Raw genomic sequence first — 22,570 nt, 5'->3', positions numbered from 1 at the left:
CCGGGGAAGGAGTGGCGGGGTCGGCGGTGCGCAGGGTGGTCAGCCGAGGCGGGCGACGGTGCGGGCACTGAGGTCGATCACCAAGCGGCGGGTGTCGATCCACGGGCCGTTCTTCACCTTGGTGAAGAGGCGGATACAGCGGTGTTCCCCGCAGTCGCCCAGGGCGCCCGGCGCCTCGCCTTCCGCGCGGCCGCGGTAGACGAAGCCGGTCACGGCGAGCGGGTCGGGACCGGTGAGGTCGTGTCCGGTGGCCTCGCGGTAGTCCTGGCGCAGCCCGGCTCCCAGCGGGTCGGCGATCAGCAGCCGGGACGCCTCGACGGCCTCGGCGTGGCTGGGCGGCGGCTGGACGCCGTGCTGGGTGTCCGTCGACTCCACCTTCGAGGTCGTGAGGTTGACGGTCGTGGTGAGGTAGCTGTCGCTCCGGTAGTCGTAGAAGGAGACCAGTGCCCGGCGCGGCGGGTCGGCGAGCCCGGCCTCCGCGGGGGCGGGTTCGGCCAGGTCGGTGGTGAGCGCTTCGGGCCCGGGCCGTCCGGTGACGTCGGCGGCGACGCCGCGCCGGGTGCGCGGCAGGGCCAGATCCCGGGCGCGTCTCAGTTCGTCGCCGGTGAGCGGGTCCCGTCCCCGGCCGCGTTCGCCCTGGGGTCCGGCTGCCTCGACGACGCCGGGCGGCGGTGGCCCCGGATCGTGCCCCGGCACGGATGGGCCGGCCGCACCGGGCCGGCTCCGGCCGCTCGCTCCGTCGGCGGCGTCCGCGCCGGCGGGCAAGGTGATCGCGGCCATGACGGCGGTGCCGGTCAGCGCGAGGGCGGTGCCCGCGAGGACCTTGCCGAGGTGGCGGTGCATCAGGTGGCGCACGGTTCCCCCCTGCTGTCACATTCCATGACATGCATGCCGGATCCCCCGTCCGTCCTCCAACAGGACGACCAGCCAGTAGGACGATCCGACATCGGGACAGGTTGCTCCACCATTGAGCGGAGATCCCGCGAAAAGCCCTCTGTGTGCGAGAAGTTGCGAAAAGTTGGGGAAGGATTTCGATTCGTTTCGCGGATGTGCGTCGTGGAGTCGCCGCTGCGCCCGAGAAGAAAGTGGAAGAGTCTACCCATGCAGGTCTGGCCGGGACAGATGTATCCGCTGGGTGCCACCTATGACGGGGCGGGCACCAACTTCGCGGTGTTCTCCGAAGCCGCGAAGCGCATCGAACTGTGTCTGCTGCACGACGACGGTTCGGAGACCGCCGTCGAGCTGCGGGAGAGCGACGCCAATGTGCGGCACGCGTATCTTCCGGGGGTGATGCCGGGGCAGCGCTACGGCTTCCGGGTGCACGGTCCCTATGAACCGGAACGGGGGCAGCGCTGCAACTCGGCGAAGCTGCTGCTTGATCCGTACGCACGGGCCATGAGCGGCCGGATCGACTGGGACGAGGCCGTCTACGGCTACCACTTCGGGCGTCCCGAGGTCCGCAACGATCTCGACTCGGCGCCGCACACCATGGCGTCGGTGGTGGTCAACCCGTACTTCGACTGGGGTGACGACCGCCCGCCCCGCACCGCGTATCACGAGACGGTGCTCTACGAGGCCCATGTCAAGGGCCTGACGATGCGCCATCCGGAGCTTCCCGAGGAGCTGCGCGGCACCTACGCCGCGCTGGCGCATCCGGCGATCATCGACCACCTCACCAAGCTCGGGGTGACCGCGCTGGAGCTGATGCCGGTGCACCAGTTCGTCCAGGACCACCGGCTGGTGGACGCGGGGCTGACGAACTACTGGGGCTACAACACCATCGGTTTCTTCGCCCCGCACAACGCCTATGCGTCCTGGGGCGACCGCGGCCAGCAGGTGCTGGAGTTCAAGACGGCGGTGCGGGCACTGCACCAGGCCGGTATCGAGGTGATCCTCGATGTCGTCTACAACCACACCGCCGAGGGCAGCCATCTGGGCCCGACGCTGTCGTTCCGGGGGCTGGACAACGCCTCGTACTACCGGCTGTCGGACGACAAGCAGTACTACATGGACACCACCGGCACCGGGAACTCGCTGCTGATGCGCAGCCCGCATGTGCTGCAGCTGGTGATGGACTCGCTGCGCTACTGGGTGCAGGAGATGCGGGTGGACGGCTTCCGCTTCGATCTGGCGGCGACGCTGGCCCGGCAGTTCCACGAGGTGGACCGGCTGTCGTCGTTCTTCGATCTGGTCCACCAGGACCCGGTCGTCAGCCAGGTGAAGCTGATCGCCGAGCCGTGGGACGTCGGCGAGGGCGGCTACCAGGTGGGGAACTTCCCGCCGCTGTGGACCGAGTGGAACGGGAAGTACCGCGACACCGTGCGGGACCTGTGGCGGGGCGAACCGCGCACCCTGGCCGAGTTCGCGTCCCGGCTGACGGGTTCCTCGGACCTCTATCAGGAGGACGGGCGGCGGCCGCTGGCCTCGGTGAACTTCGTGACCTGCCATGACGGATTCACGCTGCACGATCTGGTCGCGTACAACGAGAAGCACAACGAGGCCAACGGCGAGGACAACCGGGACGGTGAGCGCTTCAACCGGTCCTGGAACTGCGGTGCCGAGGGGCCGGCCGACGATCCCGGGGTGCGCCGGCTGCGGGCGCGGCAGATGCGCAACTTCGTCGCCACGCTGATGCTGTCGCAGGGCGTGCCGATGCTCAGCCACGGGGACGAGTTCGGCCGCAGCCAGGACGGCAACAACAATGCGTACTGCCAGGACAACGAGCTGTCGTGGGTGCGCTGGCCGGAGCGGGGGCCGGGCGGGAGCGCCGGCGCAGCCGACGAGCCCGGGCCCACGGACGAGGCGTACGAGGCATCGGAGGCGGATGAGGCGTCGTCGGGGGACGCGGTGCCGGAGGGGGGCGCTACGCCGGAGGGGGACGCGGAGCAGTGGACGCTGCTGGAGTTCGTCCGGCAGATGGTGTGGCTGCGGCGCGACCATCCGGTGTTCCGGCGCCGGCGGTTCTTCCAGGGGCACCCGATGGAGGGCACCCACGACGAGCTGTCCGACATCGTGTGGTTCACGGCGGGCGGCGAGGAGATGGGGCCGCGCGACTGGCAGTCGGTGCACGCCAAGTCGCTGGCGGTGTTCCTCAACGGCAGCTCGATCTCCGAGCCGGGTCCGCGGGGCGAACCGGTCACCGATGACTCGTTCCTGCTGATGTTCAACGCCCATGACCAGGAGAAGGAGTTCATCGTCCCCGAGCACCTGGGCCGGCAGTGGCAGATCGTGGTGGACACCGACCGGCCGCAGGCGGTGGCGGACGGGGGCGGTGCCAAGGTCAAGGCCGGCGACCGGCTGACGCTCATCGGCCGGAGCCTGCTGGTGCTGCAGCGACCTGCCTAGTGGCGGCGGGGCGCCGGGCCGGGGAGCCGAGGGCGAGGCCGAGGATCGCTGCGGCGGCTCCGACGGCGACGGCGAAGGCGGCGGAGGGGCCGTGGGCCTCGGCGAGCCGGCCGGAGGCGGCCAGGGACAGGGCCTGGCCGCCGACCACCGCGCTGGTGAGGAAGGCCATCGATTCGGCCAGTCTGCCGGCCGGCACCAGCCGTTCGGTGAGGCCGAAGACCGTGATCAGATGCGGGGCGATGGCCACCCCGAGCACCACGACGACCGGATAGAGCGTGCCCAGGGACCGTACGCACAGCAGCGGAACGGAGAGCACGAGCAGCGCGGCGGCGGCCGCCCGCCGGCGCGTCGGCAGGGTGATCCGGGCGGGGACCAGCGCCAGCGAGAGTCCGGCGGCGGCGCTCATCACCCCCATCGCGGCGTAGACGAGTCCGGCCTGGGCGGGCTGGTGGAGGCGTGCGGTGAGCGCGGTGATGCCGGCCTGGCAGGCGCCGAAGATCACGCCCTGCAACGCCATCGAGGCGCGCAGGCCGTGCACGGCGCGGGGCATCCGGGCGCGAGGCGCCCGGGCGCGGTGCGGACGGGCGCGGGGAACCCGGGCGCGGTGCGGACCGTCGCGGTGCGGACCCACGCGGGGAGCCAGGCCGCGGCGTCCGTCCGGCGGCTGCACGGCCACCGCCGTCGGATGCAGCGCGAACGCCGAGCCGCAGACCGCGAGCAGCAGCGCGGCCAGGCCGAGCGCCACGGCCGGGTGGGCCACCGTGGCGGACAGGCCCACCAGCGCCGGGCCGAGCACGAACGACATCTCGTCCAGGGTGCCTTCGAAGGACAGGGCGGTGTTGACCAGGCGGTCGTCGGCCCGGACGCGGTGGGCGAGCGCCACGAGCCGGGTACGGGCCAGCGGCCCGATCTGCGGGACGCCGGCGCCGGCCAGCAGCCCGGCCAGGGCGAGCGGCAGCGCGCCGGCCCGGGCGAGGGCGGCGGCCACCAGCGCGGCCACCGCGACCGCATCGAACCAGCAGGCGGCCAGCACCACCGGCCGCTGACCGTGCCGGTCGGCGAGCCGGCCCAGCAGCGGCCCGCCCACCGTCTGACCCGCCGCCAGCGCGCCGCCCACCAGGCCCGCGGTCGCCAGCGAGCCGCTTGTCCTCGCCACCAGCAGCAGACTGCCGAGCTGGCACATGGCCGTCGGGAGTCTGCCGAGGAAGGAGACGACGGGCAGCACCGGCCCGCTCAGGGCCAGCACCCGGCGATAGGTGGCTGTTGCAGCGGTCATTGCCGGACGCTATCGGGCGCGGTCCGCGCACCCCACGCACCGGACGTACGAAGATCTACGGCCGTTGTGCCCGCCCCGTTGGAGGAAGGGACGACACCCATGCCGGGCGGGGAGGAGACAACGGGCCGTCAGCGGGGTACGGGTGTCCCCATGACGCAGCCACCGAGTCCGTCGCCGACCGCCACCTACCGGCTGCAGCTCCAGCCGGACTTCCCGTTCGCCGCCGCCGAGCGGGCGGTCCCGCATCTGGCCGCGCTGGGCGTCTCCCATCTGCATCTCTCGCCGGTCCTGGAGGCGGTGCCGGGGTCCACACACGGCTATGACGTGGTCGATCACGCGGCGGTACGGGCCGAGCTGGGCGGCGAGCCGGGGCTGCGGGCACTGGCGGCGACGACCAGATCGCACGGCCTCGGGCTGGTCGTGGACCTGGTGCCGAACCACATGGCCGTGCCCGCGCCGGTGTCGCTGAACGGACCGCTGTGGCAGGTGCTGCGCGACGGCCCGGCGTCCCCGTACGCGCGGTGGTTCGACATCGACTGGGACGCCGGACACGGCGGCCGGCTGCTGCTGCCGGTGCTCGGGGGCCGGCTCGGCGACGAGGCGCGGCACTTCCGCGTCGAGGGCGACGTGCTGCGCTATCAGGAGCATGCCTTTCCGCTGCGCCCCGGTACGGAGGGGCTGGAACTGACCCGCCTCCTGGAAGCTCAGTGGTACCGCCTCGCCTGGTGGCGGCTGGCTCGCAGTGAGCTCAACTACCGCCGCTTCTTCACCATTGCGGAGCTGATCGCGGTCCGTGCCGAGGACCCCGAGGTCTTCGAGGCGACCCATGGCACGGTGCTGCGGCTGATCCGCGAGGGTGTCATCGACGGGCTGCGCATCGACCATCCGGACGGCCTGGTGGACCCCGGCGGCTATCTGGCCCGCCTGCACGAGGGGACCAGTGGCCGCTGGACGGTGGTCGAGAAGATCCTCACCGGCGGCGAACTGCTGCCGGAGAGCTGGGCCTGCGCGGGCACCACGGGCTATGACGCCCTGCGCCACATCGACGGTCTGTTCGTCTGCCCGCAGGGCGCAGGGCGGCTCTTCTCCCACTACCGGGACTTCGTCACCCCGCTGGCCGACGAGGGCGGCGACTGGGAGGAGACGGTGCGCCGGGCCGCGTACGAGGTCATCACGCACGATCTGGCCGCCGAGGTCGAGCGGCTGGTGCGGACCGCGACCCGGATCAGCGCACGCGTCCCCGACCCGGGCGACCATGCGCCGTGGGCGCTGCGCCACGCCATCCGTGAGCTGATGGTGCGGCTGCCGGTCTACCGCCCGTACCCCGCGGACCCGGGGCAGGCCGAGCAGGACGCGGCGATGCTGGGCACGGCCGCGGCGGGGGCGCGCACCGCCTTCCGGGTGCCCGAGGAGGCGCGGGCGGTGGATCTGATCCACGATCTGGCGCTCGGCCGGCTGCCGGACCACCCGGATCACGACCGCAGGGACTGCGCCGACTTCGCCGCGCGGTTCGCCCAGACCGCGTCCGCGCTGCACGCCAAGTCCGTGGAGGACACCGCCTTCTACCGCTATCCGGTGCTGCTGTCGGCCTGCGAGGTCGGCGGCGCCCCCGGGGAGCCGGCGCTCCCCCCGGAGGCGTTCCATGCATACTGCGCACGGGTGCAGCGGGACCGTCCGGCGGCCGGCACGGTGCTCTCCACGCACGACACCAAGCGCAGCGCCGATGTCCGGGCCCGGATCGCGGTGCTCTCGGAGTGCCCGGACCGGTGGCGGGACGTGCTGGGCGCGATGGCCGAGGGGGCGGTGTGCGACGTCGGCGCCGGTGGGCAGGGCGGCGCAGGCCCGGCGGACCCGATGGTGTCGTGGCTGGCCTGGCAGACCGCGTTCGGCCTGGGGGCGCCCCGCGACGGAGCCGCGGCGGAGCGGGTGGCGCCCGCGGTCCTCAAGGCCGTACGGGAGGCCGGGCTGCGCACCTCGTGGACGGAGCCGGACACCGGCTACGAGGAGGCGGTCGAGGAGTTCGTGCGCAACGGGCCGTGCGGTCCCACGGGCGCACCGCTCGCCGCGCTGGACGAGGAAGTCGCCCCCTTCGTCCGCGCCAATGTGCTGGGCGCGGCGCTGCTGCATCTCACCATGCCGGGCGTCCCCGACCTCTATCAGGGCACCGAACGCGCCTATGCCGCGCTGGTCGACCCGGACAACCGGCGGCCGGCCCGCTTCGGTCCGGAGCTGCTGTCCGAACTGGACGCCGGAGTCGCGCCACGCGACCTGTCCGACGAAAAGCTCCGGCTGACCGCCGCGGCACTGCGGCTGCGGCGCGCCCGTCCCCAGTGGTTCGGCGCCACCGCGTCGTACGAGCCGGTGTACACGGAGGGCCCGGCGGCCGAGCACTGTGTGGCGTTCTGCCGCAGTGGCCGGGTGCTGACGGTGGTGACCCGTCTGTCGCTGCGCCTGGTGGAGACCGGCGGCTGGTGGGACACCCTGCTACGGCTGCCGGCCGGCGGCCCCTGGCGCGAACTGCTGACCGGCCGCGAACTGCCGGGGGGCGCGGCGGTGGGGCTGAGCGAGCTGCTGGCGGTGTCTCCGGTGGCGCTGTTCGTGGCGGAGTGAGGGGCTTCAGGTCGCGGCGTCGCCGGTGTGCCCCGCCGCGCGGAGGTACCCGGTGAACTCCACGGCGGCGCCGGTCAGTTCGACCCGTGAGAAGACGGTGATATCGCGGCGCCAGGGCGGGTCGGTGGGCACCGACGCACAGTCCAGGCCGACGAGTTCATGGGCCGCGGTCAGCAGCACGCCGACGCCCGCCGCGGCCATCCGGACGGCAGTCGAGCTGTGCTGGGTGCGGACGGCGGTACGCGGTGTGAAGCCGGCCCGTTCGCACTCCAGGTCCAGCCAGCGCCGTCCGCCGACCACCGGCTCCAGGCTGCAGCGCACCCACGGGCGGTCCGCCAGCTCCGCGAGGCGTACCGACTCCCGGGCGGCGAGCGGGTCACCGTGCGGGACGACCAGCACCATCCGTTCCTGTCCCACGACCGTGACCGGGCCCGGCCAGTCCCGGGGAGGCGGGCCGAGCGCCATATCGGCGACGCCGCGGGCCATCTGGTCGGACAGCTCCTCGGTGGTGGCGTACTCGTGGAGCACCAGGCGCACGCCCGGATGCTCGCGGGCCCAGCGGGCACAGACCTCCGGGAGGACCCCGATCGCCTGGGCGTGCACCGTCGCGATATGCAGTTCGCCGCTCCGGGCGCCGCCCGCCGCGAGCGCGGCGCGACGGGCCTGCCGGGCGCTGCGGACGGCGAGTTCGGCGTGCGGGAAGTAGGCCCGCCCCATCGCGGTCAGCCGCACCCCGCGGGTCATCCGTTCCAGCAGCGGGCCGCCGACCTCCCTCTCCAGCGCCTTGATCTGATGCGAGAGCGCGGACTGGGTGACGTGCAGCGCCTCGGCGGCGCGGGTGAAGGACTCCCGCTCGACGACCTCGACGAGGTATTCCATCTGCCGCAGGCTCATGCCCGCCCCTCCCCCTGCGCCCGGCCCGCCTCATGAAGCCACACCCCATGAAGCCTCTTCATCGACTCCATGGAAACATTGCCTTGGACTCATCACCGCAGGTGGGCGGAGTCTGCTCACATGAGTCAGACAGACATGCACACGACGGACGTCCTGGTCATCGGAGGCGGCACCGGTGGCTACAGCACCGCGCTGCGCGCCGCGTCCCTGGGTCTGCGGGTGGTGCTGGCCGAGCGTGACCTGGTCGGCGGCACCTGCCTGCACCGTGGCTGCATCCCCAGCAAGGCCATGCTGCACGCCGCCGAGCTGGTGGACGGCATCGCGGAGGCCCGCGAGCGGTGGGGCGTCAAGGCCACCGTCGACTCCCTGGACTGGCCGGCCCTGGTGGCCACCCGCGACACCCTCGTCGCCCGCAACCACCAAGGTGTGGTGGGGAGCCTGCAGGCGGCAGGCGTACGGACCGTCCGGGGAACGGCACGGCTGACCGGCCCCCGCGGCGTCCGCATCGAGGGCGCCGGGGAGTTCACCGCGCGGCGCGGCATCGTCCTTGCCACCGGCTCCCGGCCACGCCTGCTGCCGGGCCTGGCGGCCGATGGCCGTCGCGTCGTGAACAGCGACGACGCGCTGTTCGCCCCGGGGCTCCCGGCGTCCGTGATGGCCCTGGGCGGCGGCGCGATCGGGGTCGAGTACGCGTCCTTCCACCGCTCCATGGGCGCCGAGGTCACTCTCGTCGAGGCGGCGGAGCGGCTGCTTCCACTGGAGGACGAGGACGTCGGCCGCCAACTGGCGCGCGGGCTGAAGAGGCGCGGTATCGCGGTGCGTACGGGCTCGACGCTGACCGGCACCGAGCTGCTGCCGGACGGTGTGCGGGCCACGGTGCGCACACCTGGGGGCGAGGAGCTGGTGATCGAGACCGAGCGGCTGCTGGTGGCGGTGGGGCGGGTCCCGGTGACGGACGGGCTGGACCTTGCGGCCGCCGGGCTGTCGGCGGACGAGCGGGGGTTCGTCGCACCGGCGGACCACTCGCGGCTGGAGACCGCCGTGCCGGGCATCCATGTGGTCGGTGACCTGCTGCCGCCGCCTTCCCTGGGGCTGGCCCATGCCTCGTTCGCGGAGGGCCTGTTGGTGGCCGAGACGCTGGCGGGCCTGCCCGGCCGGGCGGTGGACTACGCGACCGTGCCGCGGGTGACGTACTCCTCGCCGCAGACCGCCTCGGTCGGCCTGACCGAGGCCGAGGCGCGCGACCGCGGGCTGAAGGTCAAGGTCAACACCCTGCCGCTGGCCGCCACCGCCAAGGGCAAGGTGCACGGTCAGGGCGGCATGGTGAAGGTGATCGCCGCGGCGGACGGGGCGGGCGGCGAGGCGGCCGGCGCGGTGCTCGGCGTCCATCTCGTCGGGCCGCACGTCTCGGAGATGATCGCGGAGAGCCAGCTGATCGTGGCCTGGGACGCCGAACCGGCCGATGTCGCCGCGCACCTCCATGCGCACCCGACGCTGTCGGAGGCGGTCGGCGAGGCTTTCATGACGCTGGCGGGCCGGGGGCTGCACCAGCACAGAACGGCGGCCCGGGCCACCGCCCGTTAATTCGGTTGCGGCCCCGCGCACGGCTGGCACCATGACCCCGTACGCCCGTTTTTCCCCACACCAGGAGCATGGAATGCGCGGATTCCTCGGAACTACTCATCGCCCCAGCCGGACGACAGTTCTTGAGGAAACCCCTTTCCATGCTTGTTTCGCACACCCTGAACATCGGGATTCTCGCCCACGTCGACGCGGGTAAGACCAGCCTCACCGAGCGGCTGCTGTTCGACACCGGTGCCATCGGCCGGCTCGGCAGTGTCGACGCGGGTGACTCCCAAACGGACACCGGCGAGCTGGAGCGGCAGCGCGGTATCACCATCCGTTCGGCCGTCGCCTCCTTCACCGTCGGCGAGGTGCAGATCAACCTCATCGACACTCCCGGCCATGCCGACTTCATCGCCGAGGTCGAGCGCGCCGTGGGGGTGCTCGACGGTGCCGTACTGCTGCTGTCCGCGGTGGAGGGCGTCCAGGCCAGGACCCGGGTGCTGATGAAGACGCTGCGGCGGCTGCGGCTGCCCACCCTGCTGTTCGTCAACAAGATCGACCGGGCCGGCGCCCGGGACGAGGAGCTGCTCGCGGACATCCGCCGGCTGCTGACTCCGGCCGCCGTCCCGATGACGTTCGTGACCGGCCTCGGCACCTCGCGGGCCGAGGTGGTGCCGTACTCGCCGGAGGCCCCACGGGCCCGCGAGCAGATCGCCGAAGTGGTGGCCGAGGTGGACGAGTCGGTCCTGGCCCGGTTGGTGGATTCGGCGGGACCAGCAGGGCCGGCGGGTCCTGTGGGTCCGCCGGGGCCGGCGAGGCCTGGCGCCGAAGGGCGGGAGCGCGGCCGGGACGGCGAGGGGCCGGACGGGCCGGGGCTGACCGCGGACCGGCTCCGCGCCGCGCTCGCCGCCCGGACCGCCGACGGATCGCTGCACCCGGTGTACTTCGGCTCCGCGCTCGGCGGTCAGGGCGTCGGCGCGCTCATCGACGGCATGGTCCGGCTGATTCCGCCGGCGCCCGCCCTCCCGGGCACCACTCCACGGGGCACGGTCTTCGCCGTCCAGCAGCCGCCGAACGGCGAACGGACCGCCCATATCCGGCTCTACGGGGGCGAGTTGCGGCCCCGGCAGCAGGTCGAGCTGCACCGGGCAGGGGCGGCGGACGGCCCCGGCGGGCACCTGACCGGGCGGATCACCGCTCTCCAGGTCGTCGGCCGCCCGCCCGGCGACGGCGGGCCGCTCACCCCGGGCAATATCGGGGTGGTCCGGGGGCTGCCCGGCGTGCGGACCGGTGACCGTCTCCGGCCGGCCGCCGAGGACCCCGCCGAGGACCCCGCCGAGGACCCCGCCGAGGTCCCCGCCGGGGGCGCCCTGTTCGCCGCCCCCACCCTCGAAACCCTGGTCAGCGCCCGCCGTCCGGCACAGGCCGCGGCGCTGCGTGCCGCGCTGCTGGCGCTCGCCGACCAGGACCCGCTGCTACGGGCCCGCCCCGCGCCGGGCGGCGCGACCTCGGTGCTGCTGCACGGCGAGGTGCAGAAGGAGATCATCGCCGCCACCGTGCGCCAGGAGCACGGCATCGAGGCGGAGTTCGCGCCCAGCCGGGTGGTGTGCGTCGAGCGGCCGTCCGGGGTGGGCGAGGCCTGCCAGGAGATCGCCAGGCGCGGGCACACCGGTCCCTGGGCCACGGTCGGCCTCCGGGTCGAGCCGGGCACCCGTGGCTCCGGCCCGGTGTTCACCTACGAGACCGAACTGGGCGCCCTGCCGCACGGCTTCCACCAGGCCATCGAGGAGACCGCCCTGGCGACCCTGCGGTGCGGACCGCACGGGTGGGCGGTGACGGACTGCCGGGTGGTGCTGACGCGTTCCGGTTTCGTCGGCCCGCTCAGTACCGCGGGGGATTTCCGTGCGGTCACGGCCCCGGTGCTGGAGCGGGCGCTGCGGGCGGCCGGCACCCGGGTCCACGAGCCGTACCACGCCTTCGAGGCCGAGGTCCCGCTCGCCGCGCTCGCCGCGGTGACCGCCCGTCTCGCGGCCCTGGGCGCCGAATTCGCCGAGACCACCGGCGGGCGGCATTCCTGGCTGGTCAGCGGTTCGCTCCCGGCCCGCAGGGTCCAGGAGTTCCAGGGGCTGTTGCCCGGTCTGACGCATGGTGAAGGGGTGTGGATGTCGTACCCGTCGGGCGACCGGCCGGTGCGGCGGGATGCGGCGCCGCACGGTGCGTCCGGATGAGTCGGCGGCTGCCGCGCCCCGGGCGGGGTGCGGCGGCGCGGCCGTCGGGGACCGGCGCGGTGGTCCGGCCGCGCCGCCCGTTCACCGCTGCGTCAGGACGTAATCCACCTGGCCGAAGGTGATGTGGTCACCGGGGCCGACCGGCACCTCGCCCACCACCCGGCGGCCGTTGACGCAGGTCCCGTTGGTGGAGCCGAGGTCGCGCAGCAGCCAGCCGTTGCCCGCGCTGCGGAGTTCGGCGTGGGCGCGGGAGACCGTGTCGTGGTTGAGCCGCAGGCCGACGCCCGGCGCCCGCCCTATGAGCAGCGGCAGCGGGCCCGGCTCGGGCAGCAGCAGCTTCGGCAGCCGCTCGCGGCGCCAGGCGCGGCGTACCCGGATGTGGAACGCGGAGGCGCGGCCCACCATCCGCAGGAGGGTGCCCTGGACCTTGCCCCGGTCGGCCAGGTCGGCAGTGACCAGTTCGATTTCGGACTGCTGCTGGGCAGTGAGGACGAGTTCCAGTCGTCGCAGGAAGGTGTCCTGGGACAGCCGTCCCTGTGCCGCGCCGTCGCGCAGCAGATCAAGAGCGCGTTCCCGGTCCGCATCCGACGGGCGCGCGGGGCGCGCGGGGAACTCGAGCGAAGTCATAGCGTGATTCTCCGGCCACCACGACCCGCTGTCCAGGCGGTGTTGGGCGCGGGGACCTTGCAGGTGGGCGCGGGGGCGGTGCAGGTGGGTGCGGGTGGGTGCGGGTGAGTACTGAGGGGGGCGGCGCAGGTGGGCACGGGGGCGGCGGTGCAGGTGGGTGCACGGCTCGTAGTGACGGCCGGGGCGGACGGCCGGGCCGGACGGCACGAGAGCCCGTGTCGCCGGGAGGGGCTGCCGGGCGGCGGACGGGCATGCTTTCTCCGTCGGGACCGGAGCGAACGAAGGAGGACGGCCGTGCTGTTCGAGGTGTGGGCTCCGAAGGCCGCGCAGGTCGCTCTCCAGTGGGCGGGTGAACGGGCCGGCGAGCCGGACGTCCCGCTGGAGCGCGACGCCGGACGCGCGGCCTGGTGGCGTACCGAGACTCCGGCCCGCGACGGGGACCGGTACGGCTTCCGGCTCGACGGCGGGCCGCCGCTGCCCGATCCGCGGGCCGCGCGGCTGCCGGACGGCCCCGGCGGCCCGGCCGCGGTCGTCGAGCACGACCGGTTCGGGTGGCGGCATCCCTGGCCCGGCCGCCCGCTGCCGGCCGCGGTCCTCTACGAGCTGCACCTCGGGACGTACACCCCCGAGGGCACCTTCGACGCCGCGGCCGCGCGGCTGCGCCACCTCGCCGACCTGGGCATCACCCATGTCTCCCTGATGCCGGTCTGCCCGTTCCCCGGCAACCACGGCTGGGGCTACGACGGGGTCGCGCCCTGGGCGGTGCACGAACCGTACGGCGGACCGGACGGGTTCAAGCGGTTCGTGGACACGGCGCACGGCCACGGCCTGGGGGTGGTGCTCGATGTGGTGCACAACCACCTCGGCCCCTCCGGCAACCATCTCCCGGAGTTCGGGCCGTACTTCACCGACACCCATCACACGCCGTGGGGCGCCGCGGTCAACCTCGACGCCCCCGGCAGCGACGAGGTGCGCGACTACTTCCTGGACTGCGCGCTGTCCTGGCTGCGGGACTACCGGCTCGACGGGCTGCGGCTGGATGCCGTCCATGCGCTGCACGACGACGGCACCCCGCACTTCCTGGGCGCCCTCTCCGCCGCCGTCGACGCGCTGGCCGGGCAGCTGCGGCGCCCGCTGTTCCTCGTCGCCGAATCCGATCTCAACGATCCGCGCACCACCGCTCCGCGGGCCGATGGCGGGCACGGGCTGCACGCCCAGTGGAACGACGACTTCCACCACGCCCTGCACACCGCGCTCACCGGCGAATCCCAGGGCTATTACGCCGACTTCGCGCGCGCCCCGCTCGCTGCCCTCGCCAAGACGCTGACCGGCGGCTTCTTCCACGACGGGACGTACTCCAGCTTCCGCGGCAGGGTGCACGGCGCGCCCCTCGACCTGCGGGTGACGCCCGCATACCGGCTGCTCGCCTACGCCCAGACGCACGATCAGATCGGCAACCGTGCGCTCGGCGACCGGCTCGCGGCCGGGCTCTCCCCGGGGCTGCTGGCCTGCGCGGCCGCCCTGGTGCTGTGCGCGCCCTTCACCCCGATGCTGTTCATGGGCGAGGAGTGGGGCGCGACCACCCCGTGGCAGTACTTCACCGCTCACACGGATCCGGAGCTGGCGGAGGCGGTACGCGCCGGGCGCCGTCGCGAGTTCGCCGCGTACGACTGGGCCGGCCAAGCCGAGGACTGGCCGGATCCGCAGGACCCCGCGACCCGCGACCGCTGCGTCCTGGACTGGAGCGAACCCGCCGTGGAGCCGCACACCGCGCTGCTGGCCTGGCACCGTACGCTGCTGGCGCTGCGCCACGAGCTGCCGCCGCTGACCGACCCCGATCCACGCCACACCGCCGTCCACTACGACGAGCGGGCCCGCTGGCTCCTGCTGCGGCGCGGACCGCTACAGGTGGCGGTCAATCTCGCGCGGGAGACCACGGCGGCCATTCCGGTCACGGGGGACGGCGCGGACGGGGACGGCCCGGGCGACGGGAGCAGCGGGGGCGGCCGGGGCGGCGGGGGTGCGGACACGAACGGCAACGGCTGGGTCAGCACCAGCTCCGTCGGCACCGGCTCGGACGGCACCGGCTCGGTCGGCGCCGGCGCGCTGCAGGCGCTCGCGGGCTGGCCCGGTGCCCGGCTTCCCGGGGCGGACGGTGTGCTGCGGCTGCCCCCGGAGTCGGTAGTGGTGCTCGGGCCGTAGATGCGGTCGCCGGGCCATACTCCCCGCGCCTCAGCCCTCGGGTCTCAGTCGCGGGGCCTCAGTGCGAGAACTCCGAGACGAACGCCGCGCAGAAGGCCTCCAGATCGGCCGGCTTCCGGCTGGTGATCAGGGTGTTCGGTCCGCCGGTGCAGATCTGGACCTGTTCGTCGACCCAGGTGGCGCCCGCGTTGCGGAGGTCGGTGCGCAGGCTCGGCCAGGAGGTCAGCGTGCGGCCGCGCACCACATCGGCCTCGATGAGCGTCCACGGTGCATGGCAGATGGCGGCCACCGGCTTCCCGGCGTCGAAGAACGACCTGACGAACGCCACGGCCCGCTCGTCGAGGCGCAGGGCGTCCGGGTTGGCCACGCCGCCGGGCAGCACCAGCCCGTCGAAGTCCGCCGCGGTCGCCTCGTCCACCGTCAGGTCGACGGGGAAGGTGTCCGCCTTGTCCAGGTGGTGGAACGCCTGCACCTTCCCCGCGCGGGTGGAGACCAGCGTCGGGCCGCCGCTCGCGTCGGTCACCGCCTGCCACGGCCGGGTCAGCTCGACCTGCTCGGTGCCCTCGGTAGCCACCAGAAACGCCGCCTGCATACCTGCTCACGTCCCTCCGTCGATCGATCGGGCCGGGAGGTGAGGAGCAGTCTCACTCCCCCACCTCTCGACCATAACGGGCGATGGCGCAGGGGCTCATCCGCAGAGCCCGTCGGCCGTTCCCGGAAGTCGCTAGCCGTCCCGGGAGCCCGTCGGCCGTCCCCGGAAACCGTCCGCCACGGCCGCCGCCACTCACCGCCCACCACCCCGTTCGCCCGATCGCCCGTTCACGCCCGATCGCCCGATGCCCCCCTCGCCCGATCGTCCATTCTCTTGGCAACTGATGGACACTGTGTCCATGCCCCTGCATCTCTCCGATCTGCTGGCCCGGCCCGATCTCCGCCTGTCGGTCACCTACGACGTGCCGCCGCAGCAGCTGGCCCGCACCATCGAAGCGGCGACGGTCTCGGACCTGCCGACGCCGGGGAAGTGGCTGCAGGGCGGCGAACTCCTCATGACCATCGGCCTGTTGCTGCCGATGGAGCCGGCCGCCTGCCGGGCGTACGTCCGGGACGCGGCCGAGGGCGGGGCGGCCTGTCTGGCGCTCGGGCTGGGGCAGGGACTGCCGTACCAGGAGGCGCCCGAGCCACTGGTGCGAGCAGCCGAGGAGGCCGGTCTGCCGCTGCTGACGGTGCCCGACGAGGTGCCGTTCATCGCCGTCACCAAGGCGGTCTTCGACGCACGGGCCGACGAACAGCGCGCGCTGCTGCAGCGGGCGTTCGCGACCCAGCGCCGGCTGACCGCCGCGGCGACCGGCGACGGGCTGCGGCCGATGCTGGCGGAGTGGGCGGCCGCCACCGGCGTGAGCGCGGCGGTGCTCGACCCGCTCGGACGGCTGCTCGCCACCAGCGAGCGCGAGTCGCGGCCCCTGCCGGCGCAGGCACACGAGCTGCTGGACCGGGTCGCCGCGCGGGGACTGCGCGGCAGCGCGTCCAGCACGGCCGCGGGGCAGCAGCTGGAGGTGCAGCCGCTGGGCGCGCGGCGGCTGCGCGGACTGCTGCTGCTCACCGGCCGGCTGGACGACGCCGCCCGTTCGGTCGTACCGGGCCTGGTCTCGCTGCTCTCGCTGGAGCTGGAGCGCCGCCATCTCCGCGATGAGCCGGAGCGCCGCCGCCGGTCGGCGCTGCTGTCGGAGCTGCTGGCCGACGAGGATCCGTCCGCCGACCGGGCCCGGGACATGCTGCGCTCGGTGGGACTGACGGCCGAGCGGGTGCGGGGGGTCGTGGTGGCCGCGGAGGACGCCCCGGGGGGCCATACGGCAGCGCGCACCGCGTCAGCCGCAACCGGAAGTGGAACGGGAGCGGGATCGGGAGCGGGAACGGGAACGGGGAACGGACACGGGTCGACAACCGGGACCGCGCCCATGGACGAGACCGAGTCCGCGGGCGGAAACGGGTCCGCGGACAGGACCCAGCCCGCAGACGGAACCCGGCCCGCCGACGGCGCCGCGCAGGAGATGGCCGCCGATCTGGCGCTGGCGGTGCCCGGCGGCCTGGTCAGGGTCGTGGACGGGGCGCCGGGCGCGGTCATCGAGGCGGTGGTGGGTGAGGAGCTGGACATCCGCGAAGTGCTCGCCCGCTTCGCCCCGCGCTGCCCGGCCGGGATCGGGCCGGCCACCGCCCCCGAAGCGGTCCGGGTGTCGCTGCGCCAGGCGGCCGGGCTGCTCGCCGTCAGCAGGGCGGGCAACGAGCCCGCGGAGGCCCGGCAGAGCCAGGCCAGCCGGCTGCTGCTCGACCTGGGCGACCGCAGTACGCTGCACGGCTACGCCGACGCCGTGCTCGGCCCGCTCGACCTCGCGGACCACGGCGAGGAGCTGATCGCCACCCTCGCGGCCTGGCTGGAGACCGGCGGCGCGTGGGACGCCACCAGCCGGCGGCTCGGCGTCCACCGGCACACCGTGCGCAACCGCCTCGACAAGGCCATGGACCTCACCGGCCGCCGCCTCGACGACCCCGACGACCGCTTCGACCTCTGGCTGGCCACCCGTATCCGCGGCGGCAGCGCCCCGTCCGGCGGGACCGGCAGGCCCGGCGGTTCCGGCAATCTCGGCGGGTCCGGCAAGCCCGGCGGGTCCGGCAGGCCCGGCGGGTCCATCGGCTCCGGGGCCGGCGGGTCCGGCGGCCGGCCCGCTCCCCCACCGCGCGGCCGGTGACGCGGATCCCCACCGCCAGGCCGGTGACGCGGAGCCCCGCCACCCGGGCCGCCCTTCACTCTCTCCCCCGTACCGTCTTTACTTCGGGGGTGACCTACGAGATCCGCACCCTCCCTCCCGGCGCCGCCGGGAGCACCCCCACAACCGCCCCCACACCCGCTCCCGGCTCCCCCCAAGGCAGCGGCCACCGCGGCACCCTGGTGGCCGTCAGCGATCTGCACGTCCGCTACCAGGAGAACCGCGACATCGTCGAGGGCTTAAGACCGGAGTCCGACGACGACTGGCTGCTGGTCGCCGGCGACGTCGGCGAGTACGTCTCCGACATCCGCTGGGCGCTCACCCTGCTCAGCAGCCGGTTCGCCAAGGTGATCTGGGTGCCCGGCAATCACGAGCTGTGGACGCCGGAGCAGGACCCGGTGCAGCTGCGCGGCGTGGCGCGCTATGAGCATCTGGTGGAGATCTGCCGCGAGTTGGGCGTCCTCACCCCCGAGGACCCGTATCCGGTCTGGGAGGGCGCCGGCGGCCCGGCCGTCATCGCACCGCTCTTCCTCCTCTACGACTACACCTTCCGGCAGCCGGGCACGACGTCCAAGGAAGCGGCGCTCGCACAGGCGGTGGAGGCCGGAGTGGTCTGCACCGACGAGCACTTCCTGCACCCCGACCCGTATCCGACGCGGGAGGCGTGGTGCCAGGCGCGGGTGGCCGCCACCGAGGCCAGGCTCGCCGCCCTGCCACCGGAGATGCCCACGGTGCTCGTCAACCACTGGCCGGTGGTGCGCGAGCCCACCGCTCCCCTGTGGTACCCGGATTTCGCGCTGTGGTGCGGCACCGAGGCGACCGCCGACTGGCCGCGCCGGTTCCGTGCCGCCACGGTGGTCTACGGCCACCTCCACATCCCGCGGCTGCTGGTCTGCGACGGCGTACCCCATCAGGAGGTGTCGCTCGGCTATCCGCGGGAGTGGCAGCGCCGCTCCCGCGCACCGGGCCGGCCGGTCCGGATCCTGCCCGCGCCCGCCCCCGTCGCCGCCGGAACCACCGGGACCCCCGCGTGATCGACAAACTGCTGCCGGCCCCGGTCGTGACCGCCGAGGCCTTTGACGACGCCCCGGTGGCCGAGATGTATCCCGAGGAGTGGGCGCTGGTGTCCGGCGCCGTGCCCAAGCGCCAGAAGGAGTTCGGCACCGTACGCCGCTGCGCCCGCAGCGCACTGTCCGAACTGGGCATCGCCCCGGCGCCCCTGCTCCCCGGCCCCAAACGGGAGCCGCTGTGGCCGGCGGGCATCGTGGGCGCCATGACGCATTGCGCCGGCTACCGCGCCGCCGCCGTGGCCCGCTCCGCGGACGTACGGACCGTCGGCCTGGACGCCGAACCCCATCTGCCCGTGGACGATCCCGGCGTGATCGACCTCATCACCCTGCCCGAGGAACGCACCCAGCTGCGCCGGCTGGCCGGCGCCCAGCCCGAAGTCTGCTGGGACCGCCTGGTGTTCAGCGCGAAGGAGTCCGTCTACAAGGCGTGGTACCCCCTCACCCACCGCTGGCTCGGCTTCGAGGACGCGCTCCTCACCCTCGACCCGTCGGACGCCACCTTCACCGCCCAACTCCTCGTCCCCGGCCCGGTGATCGACGGCAGGGAGCTGACCGCCTTCAGCGGCGGGTGGCTCATCGGGTCCGGGCTGGTGGTGACGGCAATCGTGGAAATGAGGTGACGGGGCGGGCCGCGGGGGCCGGCCGCCCGCGGCCCATCCGGTGCCGAACGACGCACCGGCCGCCGGATACCCGTCCTGCTTGCGGTATTTTTCATGGCCCGTCAGGACGTTGAAGGGTCATTAGCCCACTCATGCAAGAGCACTGCGACACCACCGGTGGGACAGCACCCTCCGATACCGAGCTGGTCCGGCGCATCCGTGCGGCATCCCTGTCCGGCGACCGGGCGGCGGACACTCCGTTCGGCACACCGGCTCCGGACGGCACGGCCCGGACGGGCCAGATAGCCCTCAACGAGTTCCACCAACGGCACTACGCGGCCGTGCTGGCCTACGCCCGTGACTGCTGCCGCTCGTCCCAGGCCTCGGCGGATCTGGCGAAGGAGTCCATCAACCACGTCCTGCACTCCCCCGGCCCGGACGAGGGTGACGATCCGCCCTGGCGGGCCGCCCTGCTCGCGGCGGTACGCCATACCGCCGCCGCCTGGCACCGCACGGCCCGGAACACCGAGCTGCGTGACGACTTCGCGTCCTGGCTGGCCGCCCAGCCGGCACAAGGCCCCGGCCCCGCCGGCGGCGCCCGGCCGTCCGGCGCCGGCGGCGCGTCCACGGCCGGCATGAGCTTCTCGGGGACGGTCTCGCCCGACGCGCCGGACAAGCCCCGGCGGGCGCGGTTCTCACCGGCGCGGATCACCGTGCTCGCAGTCGCCGTGGCCGTCCTGGCCGGCGTCGCCATATCCGTCGGCCCCCTGTTCGGTCCGGAGCGCGGCGATGCCGCGGCCGGGCACCGCGACCGGTCGGACCACTCTTCGGCCCCCGCCACGGGCCAGCCGCCGTCGGCGTCCGCCAGGAGCTCCGCGACCGCTTCCCGATCGCCGTCGAGCTCCCCGTCCCCCACGCACAGCAAGAAGCCGAAGCACCCGAGCTCCCGGCCCTCGTCGCCGGCGAAGCCGTCGCACTCGACCCGCCCCGGTCCCGCGGACACACCGCCGAACGGTCACAAAGTGCCGCTGGGCAACCGGCCGTGGAGCTCCCAGAAATACAGCTTCGCGCCGTTCAGGCAGGACAGCAGCATCGACGGACATCCCCTCACCATCCAGGGAGCCACCTACTCCCAGGGACTGGGCGCGCACGCCTACGACGAGGTCACCTACGACCTCGGCGGCTCCTGCTCCGCCCTCACCGTGGACGTCGGCCTCGACGACGAGGTGAGCGCGAACGGCTCCGTGGTCTTCCAGGTCTACCGGGACGGCACCCAGGTCGCCGACAGCGGCCTGATGACGGTCGACCAGCCCGCGAAGCGCCTCACCGCAGACCTTTCCGGCGGCAGCCAACTGCGCCTCGTGGTCACCGACGGCGGCAACGGCAACGACTCCGACCACGCCGACTGGGGCGACCCCGAACTCACCTGCCGGTGATCAGGCCACCCGGCAGCGACCGGACCAGGACGACCCACCGCGGTCCGCCGGCTCAGCACCCCGGGGGCGCGTCCGCTACCTGCCGTCCGGCGCACCGCTCACTGCTCGTCCGGGCTCAGCCGCAGCGAGATCGAGTTGATGCAGTACCGCTGGTCGGTGGGGGTCGGGTAGCCCTCGCCCTCGAAGACGTGGCCCAGGTGGGAGCCGCAGCGGGTACAGCGGACCTCCGTGCGGACCATGCCGTGGGTGCGGTCCTCGATGAGCTCGACGGCAGCGGAGTCCTTGGGGTCGTAGAAGGACGGCCAGCCGCAGTGGCTCTCGAATTTGGTGTCGGAGCGGAAGAGCTCGGCGCCGCAGGCGCGGCAGGAGTAGACGCCCTCGGTCTTGGTGTCGGTGTACTCACCGACGAAGGCGGGCTCGGTGCCGGCCTGGCGGAGCACCTGGTACTCGGCGGGGGTCAGCTCGGCGCGCCACTGCTCGTCGGGCTTGTCGATCTCGTACGGCATCTGGGGTCCTCCTCAGCTCAGCTGCCCAGGCGGGACAGGATGGCGGGGCCGAGGTCGGTCACATCGCCCGCGCCCATGGTGAGAACAAGGTCACCGGGCTTCGCCATTCCTGCGATGACCTCCGGGACGGCGGCCTGGTCGCTCTCGGGGGTGACGTCGGCGCCTGCGGTGCGCGCGGCATCGATGATCAGGGCGCTGGTGATGCCCGGGATCGGGTCCTCGCGGGCCGGGTAGATGTCCAGGACGACGGAGGCATCGGCGAGGGCGAGCGCCTGGCCCATCTCGGTGCCCAGCTCCTGGGTGCGGGAGAAGAGGTGCGGCTGGAAGACGACCAGCACCCGGGAGCCGTCGGCGGCGCCGCGGATGGCCTCCAGGTCGGCGGTCATCTCCGTGGGGTGGTGGGCGTAGGAGTCGATGACCTGGACGCCGGCCGCCTCGCCCTTGAGCTGGAGGCGGCGCTTGACGCCGGTGTACTTGCCGAGCGCGGAGGCGAGGTTGTGCGGCGCAAGGCCCAGGGCGACGCCGGCGGCCAGGGCGGCGACGGCGTTGTGGGCGTAGTGGCGGCCCGGGACGGAGACCGTGAAGGTGAGGATCTTGCCGCTGGTGAGGGTGACGGTGACATCGCTGGTCATTCCGCGGGGGTTGACCTTGAGGATGCGGACGTCGGCGTCCGCGGACTCGCCGTAGGTGACGACCTCGATGTCGTAGCGGCCGGAGATCCGCTCGCTCAGCTCGCGAGCGCCGGGGTGGTCGGCGGCGATGACCAGGGTGCCGCCGGGGCGGATGCGGCCGACGAAGGTCTCGAAGGACTCGTAGATCTCTTCCATCGAGGCGTAATTGGCGTGGTGGTCGAGCTCCACGTTGAGGATGATCGCGACCTCGGGGGCGTACTTGTGGAAGCTGCGGTCGCTCTCGTCGGCCTCGGCGACGAAGATCTCGCCGGAGCCGTGCTCGGCGTTGGAGCCCGGGGCATCGAGGTCGCCGCCGATGGCGTAGGACGGCTTGAGGCCGAGGGCGCCGAGGGAGACGGCGAGCATGGAGGTCGTGGTCGTCTTGCCGTGGGTGCCGGCGACGGCGATGGGGCGCAGACCGTCCATGAGGGAGGCGAGCGCGTCGGAGCGGTGGACCACCGGGATGCCGCGCTCGTGAGCGGCGGCCAGCTCGGGGTTGTCCGGGCGGATCGCGGAGGAGACGACGACGCTGGTGGCGTCCGCGGCCAGGTGCCCGGCGGCGTGGCCGATGTGGACCGTGGCGCCGAGGGAGCGCAGGGCCTGGGCGGTCGCGGAGTCCTTCGCGTCGCTGCCGGCCACCTGGGCGCCGCGCTGCGCGAGGATCTTGGCGATGCCCGACATGCCGGCTCCGCCGATGCCGATGAAGTGCGGCCGGTCCATCGAGGCTGGGATGGCGGGTGCCATGGGTGGGTCTCCCTGATCGTCGATCATCGCGAGC

General features: G+C 73.6%; 16 protein-coding genes. 9 read left to right on the top strand and 7 right to left on the bottom strand.

The genetic code is table 11. The features are described 5' to 3' along the window. Positions 1–39: 39 nt before the first annotated feature. Complete coding sequence (locus tag ABR737_RS35005; RefSeq protein WP_350255039.1) at positions 40–855, bottom strand: Tat pathway signal sequence domain protein; 816 nt, start codon at positions 853–855, stop codon at positions 40–42. A gap of 246 nt (positions 856–1,101) precedes the next feature. Here ABR737_RS35005 and glgX point away from each other — a divergent pair, with 246 nt between their 5' ends. Further along, a complete protein-coding gene (gene glgX / locus ABR737_RS35000; protein WP_350255037.1) occupies positions 1,102–3,345 on the top strand; it encodes a glycogen debranching protein GlgX in 2,244 nt (747 codons plus the stop codon). Here the strand turns inward: glgX and ABR737_RS34995 are convergent. Beyond that, positions 3,305–4,621 (bottom strand): MFS transporter, encoded by a 1,317-nt coding sequence (locus ABR737_RS34995; RefSeq protein ID WP_350255035.1) that lies wholly within the window; start codon positions 4,619–4,621, stop codon positions 3,305–3,307. The genes glgX and ABR737_RS34995 overlap by 41 nt on opposite strands. Positions 4,622–4,771: 150 nt before the next feature. Here ABR737_RS34995 and treY point away from each other — a divergent pair, with 150 nt between their 5' ends. Further along, positions 4,772–7,231 (top strand): malto-oligosyltrehalose synthase, encoded by a 2,460-nt coding sequence (gene treY, locus ABR737_RS34990; RefSeq protein ID WP_350255034.1) that lies wholly within the window; start codon positions 4,772–4,774, stop codon positions 7,229–7,231. A 6-nt stretch (positions 7,232–7,237) separates the two neighbouring features. On the opposite strand, the gene ABR737_RS34985 is transcribed toward treY, so the two are convergent. Further along, positions 7,238–8,125, bottom strand: coding sequence for a LysR family transcriptional regulator (locus ABR737_RS34985; protein ID WP_350255032.1), 888 nt, complete (start codon positions 8,123–8,125; stop codon positions 7,238–7,240). A gap of 120 nt (positions 8,126–8,245) precedes the next feature. On the opposite strand from ABR737_RS34985, the gene ABR737_RS34980 reads away from it, so the two are divergent. Next, positions 8,246–9,709 carry a dihydrolipoyl dehydrogenase gene (locus ABR737_RS34980; RefSeq protein ID WP_350255031.1) on the top strand — a complete coding sequence of 488 codons (1,464 nt, stop codon included), beginning with the start codon at positions 8,246–8,248 and terminating at the stop codon, positions 9,707–9,709. 140 nt (positions 9,710–9,849) lie between these two features. Continuing rightward, positions 9,850–11,919 carry a GTP-binding protein gene (locus ABR737_RS34975; RefSeq protein WP_350255030.1) on the top strand — a complete coding sequence of 690 codons (2,070 nt, stop codon included), beginning with the start codon at positions 9,850–9,852 and terminating at the stop codon, positions 11,917–11,919. An 81-nt stretch (positions 11,920–12,000) separates the two neighbouring features. Here ABR737_RS34975 and ABR737_RS34970 read toward each other — a convergent pair whose 3' ends face one another. Continuing rightward, on the bottom strand, positions 12,001–12,546 hold the full coding sequence (locus ABR737_RS34970) for an FHA domain-containing protein (protein ID WP_088800562.1): 546 nt from the start codon (positions 12,544–12,546) through the stop codon (positions 12,001–12,003). 294 nt (positions 12,547–12,840) lie between these two features. Here ABR737_RS34970 and treZ point away from each other — a divergent pair, with 294 nt between their 5' ends. Beyond that, positions 12,841–14,748, top strand: coding sequence for a malto-oligosyltrehalose trehalohydrolase (gene treZ, locus ABR737_RS34965; RefSeq protein WP_350255028.1), 1,908 nt, complete (start codon positions 12,841–12,843; stop codon positions 14,746–14,748). Between the two features lie 58 nt (positions 14,749–14,806). On the opposite strand, the gene ABR737_RS34960 is transcribed toward treZ, so the two are convergent. Further along, the gene (locus tag ABR737_RS34960) at positions 14,807–15,340 is read right to left on the bottom strand and encodes a type 1 glutamine amidotransferase domain-containing protein (RefSeq protein WP_350255027.1); all 534 of its coding nucleotides are present in this window, start codon (positions 15,338–15,340) and stop codon (positions 14,807–14,809) included. Between the two features lie 298 nt (positions 15,341–15,638). On the opposite strand from ABR737_RS34960, the gene ABR737_RS34955 reads away from it, so the two are divergent. The 4 genes from ABR737_RS34955 to ABR737_RS34940 all read left to right on the top strand — a co-directional run bounded on the left by ABR737_RS34955 (position 15,639) and on the right by ABR737_RS34940 (position 20,615). After that, positions 15,639–17,492, top strand: coding sequence for a PucR family transcriptional regulator ligand-binding domain-containing protein (locus ABR737_RS34955; protein WP_350255025.1), 1,854 nt, complete (start codon positions 15,639–15,641; stop codon positions 17,490–17,492). Positions 17,493–17,581: 89 nt separating this feature from the next. Beyond that, the gene (locus ABR737_RS34950) at positions 17,582–18,544 is read left to right on the top strand and encodes a metallophosphoesterase family protein (protein WP_350255024.1); all 963 of its coding nucleotides are present in this window, start codon (positions 17,582–17,584) and stop codon (positions 18,542–18,544) included. Beyond that, on the top strand, positions 18,541–19,200 hold the full coding sequence (locus ABR737_RS34945; protein WP_350255022.1) for a 4'-phosphopantetheinyl transferase family protein: 660 nt from the start codon (positions 18,541–18,543) through the stop codon (positions 19,198–19,200). The genes ABR737_RS34950 and ABR737_RS34945 overlap by 4 nt, the downstream gene beginning before the upstream one ends. A 131-nt stretch (positions 19,201–19,331) precedes the next feature. After that, positions 19,332–20,615 carry an NPCBM/NEW2 domain-containing protein gene (locus ABR737_RS34940; RefSeq protein WP_350255020.1) on the top strand — a complete coding sequence of 428 codons (1,284 nt, stop codon included), beginning with the start codon at positions 19,332–19,334 and terminating at the stop codon, positions 20,613–20,615. A gap of 98 nt (positions 20,616–20,713) precedes the next feature. Here ABR737_RS34940 and msrB read toward each other — a convergent pair whose 3' ends face one another. Continuing rightward, complete coding sequence (gene msrB / locus ABR737_RS34935; protein ID WP_350255019.1) at positions 20,714–21,121, bottom strand: peptide-methionine (R)-S-oxide reductase MsrB; 408 nt, start codon at positions 21,119–21,121, stop codon at positions 20,714–20,716. Positions 21,122–21,138: 17 nt separating this feature from the next. Next, complete coding sequence (gene murC / locus ABR737_RS34930; protein ID WP_350255017.1) at positions 21,139–22,536, bottom strand: UDP-N-acetylmuramate--L-alanine ligase; 1,398 nt, start codon at positions 22,534–22,536, stop codon at positions 21,139–21,141. Between the last annotated feature and the right edge of the window lie 34 nt (positions 22,537–22,570).

Source organism: Streptomyces sp. Edi2, from assembly GCF_040253635.1.
Lineage (GTDB): Bacteria > Actinomycetota > Actinomycetes > Streptomycetales > Streptomycetaceae > Streptomyces.
The sequence above is the reverse complement of the archived record's forward strand: the minus strand, read 5'-3'. Positions and strand labels throughout refer to the sequence as shown.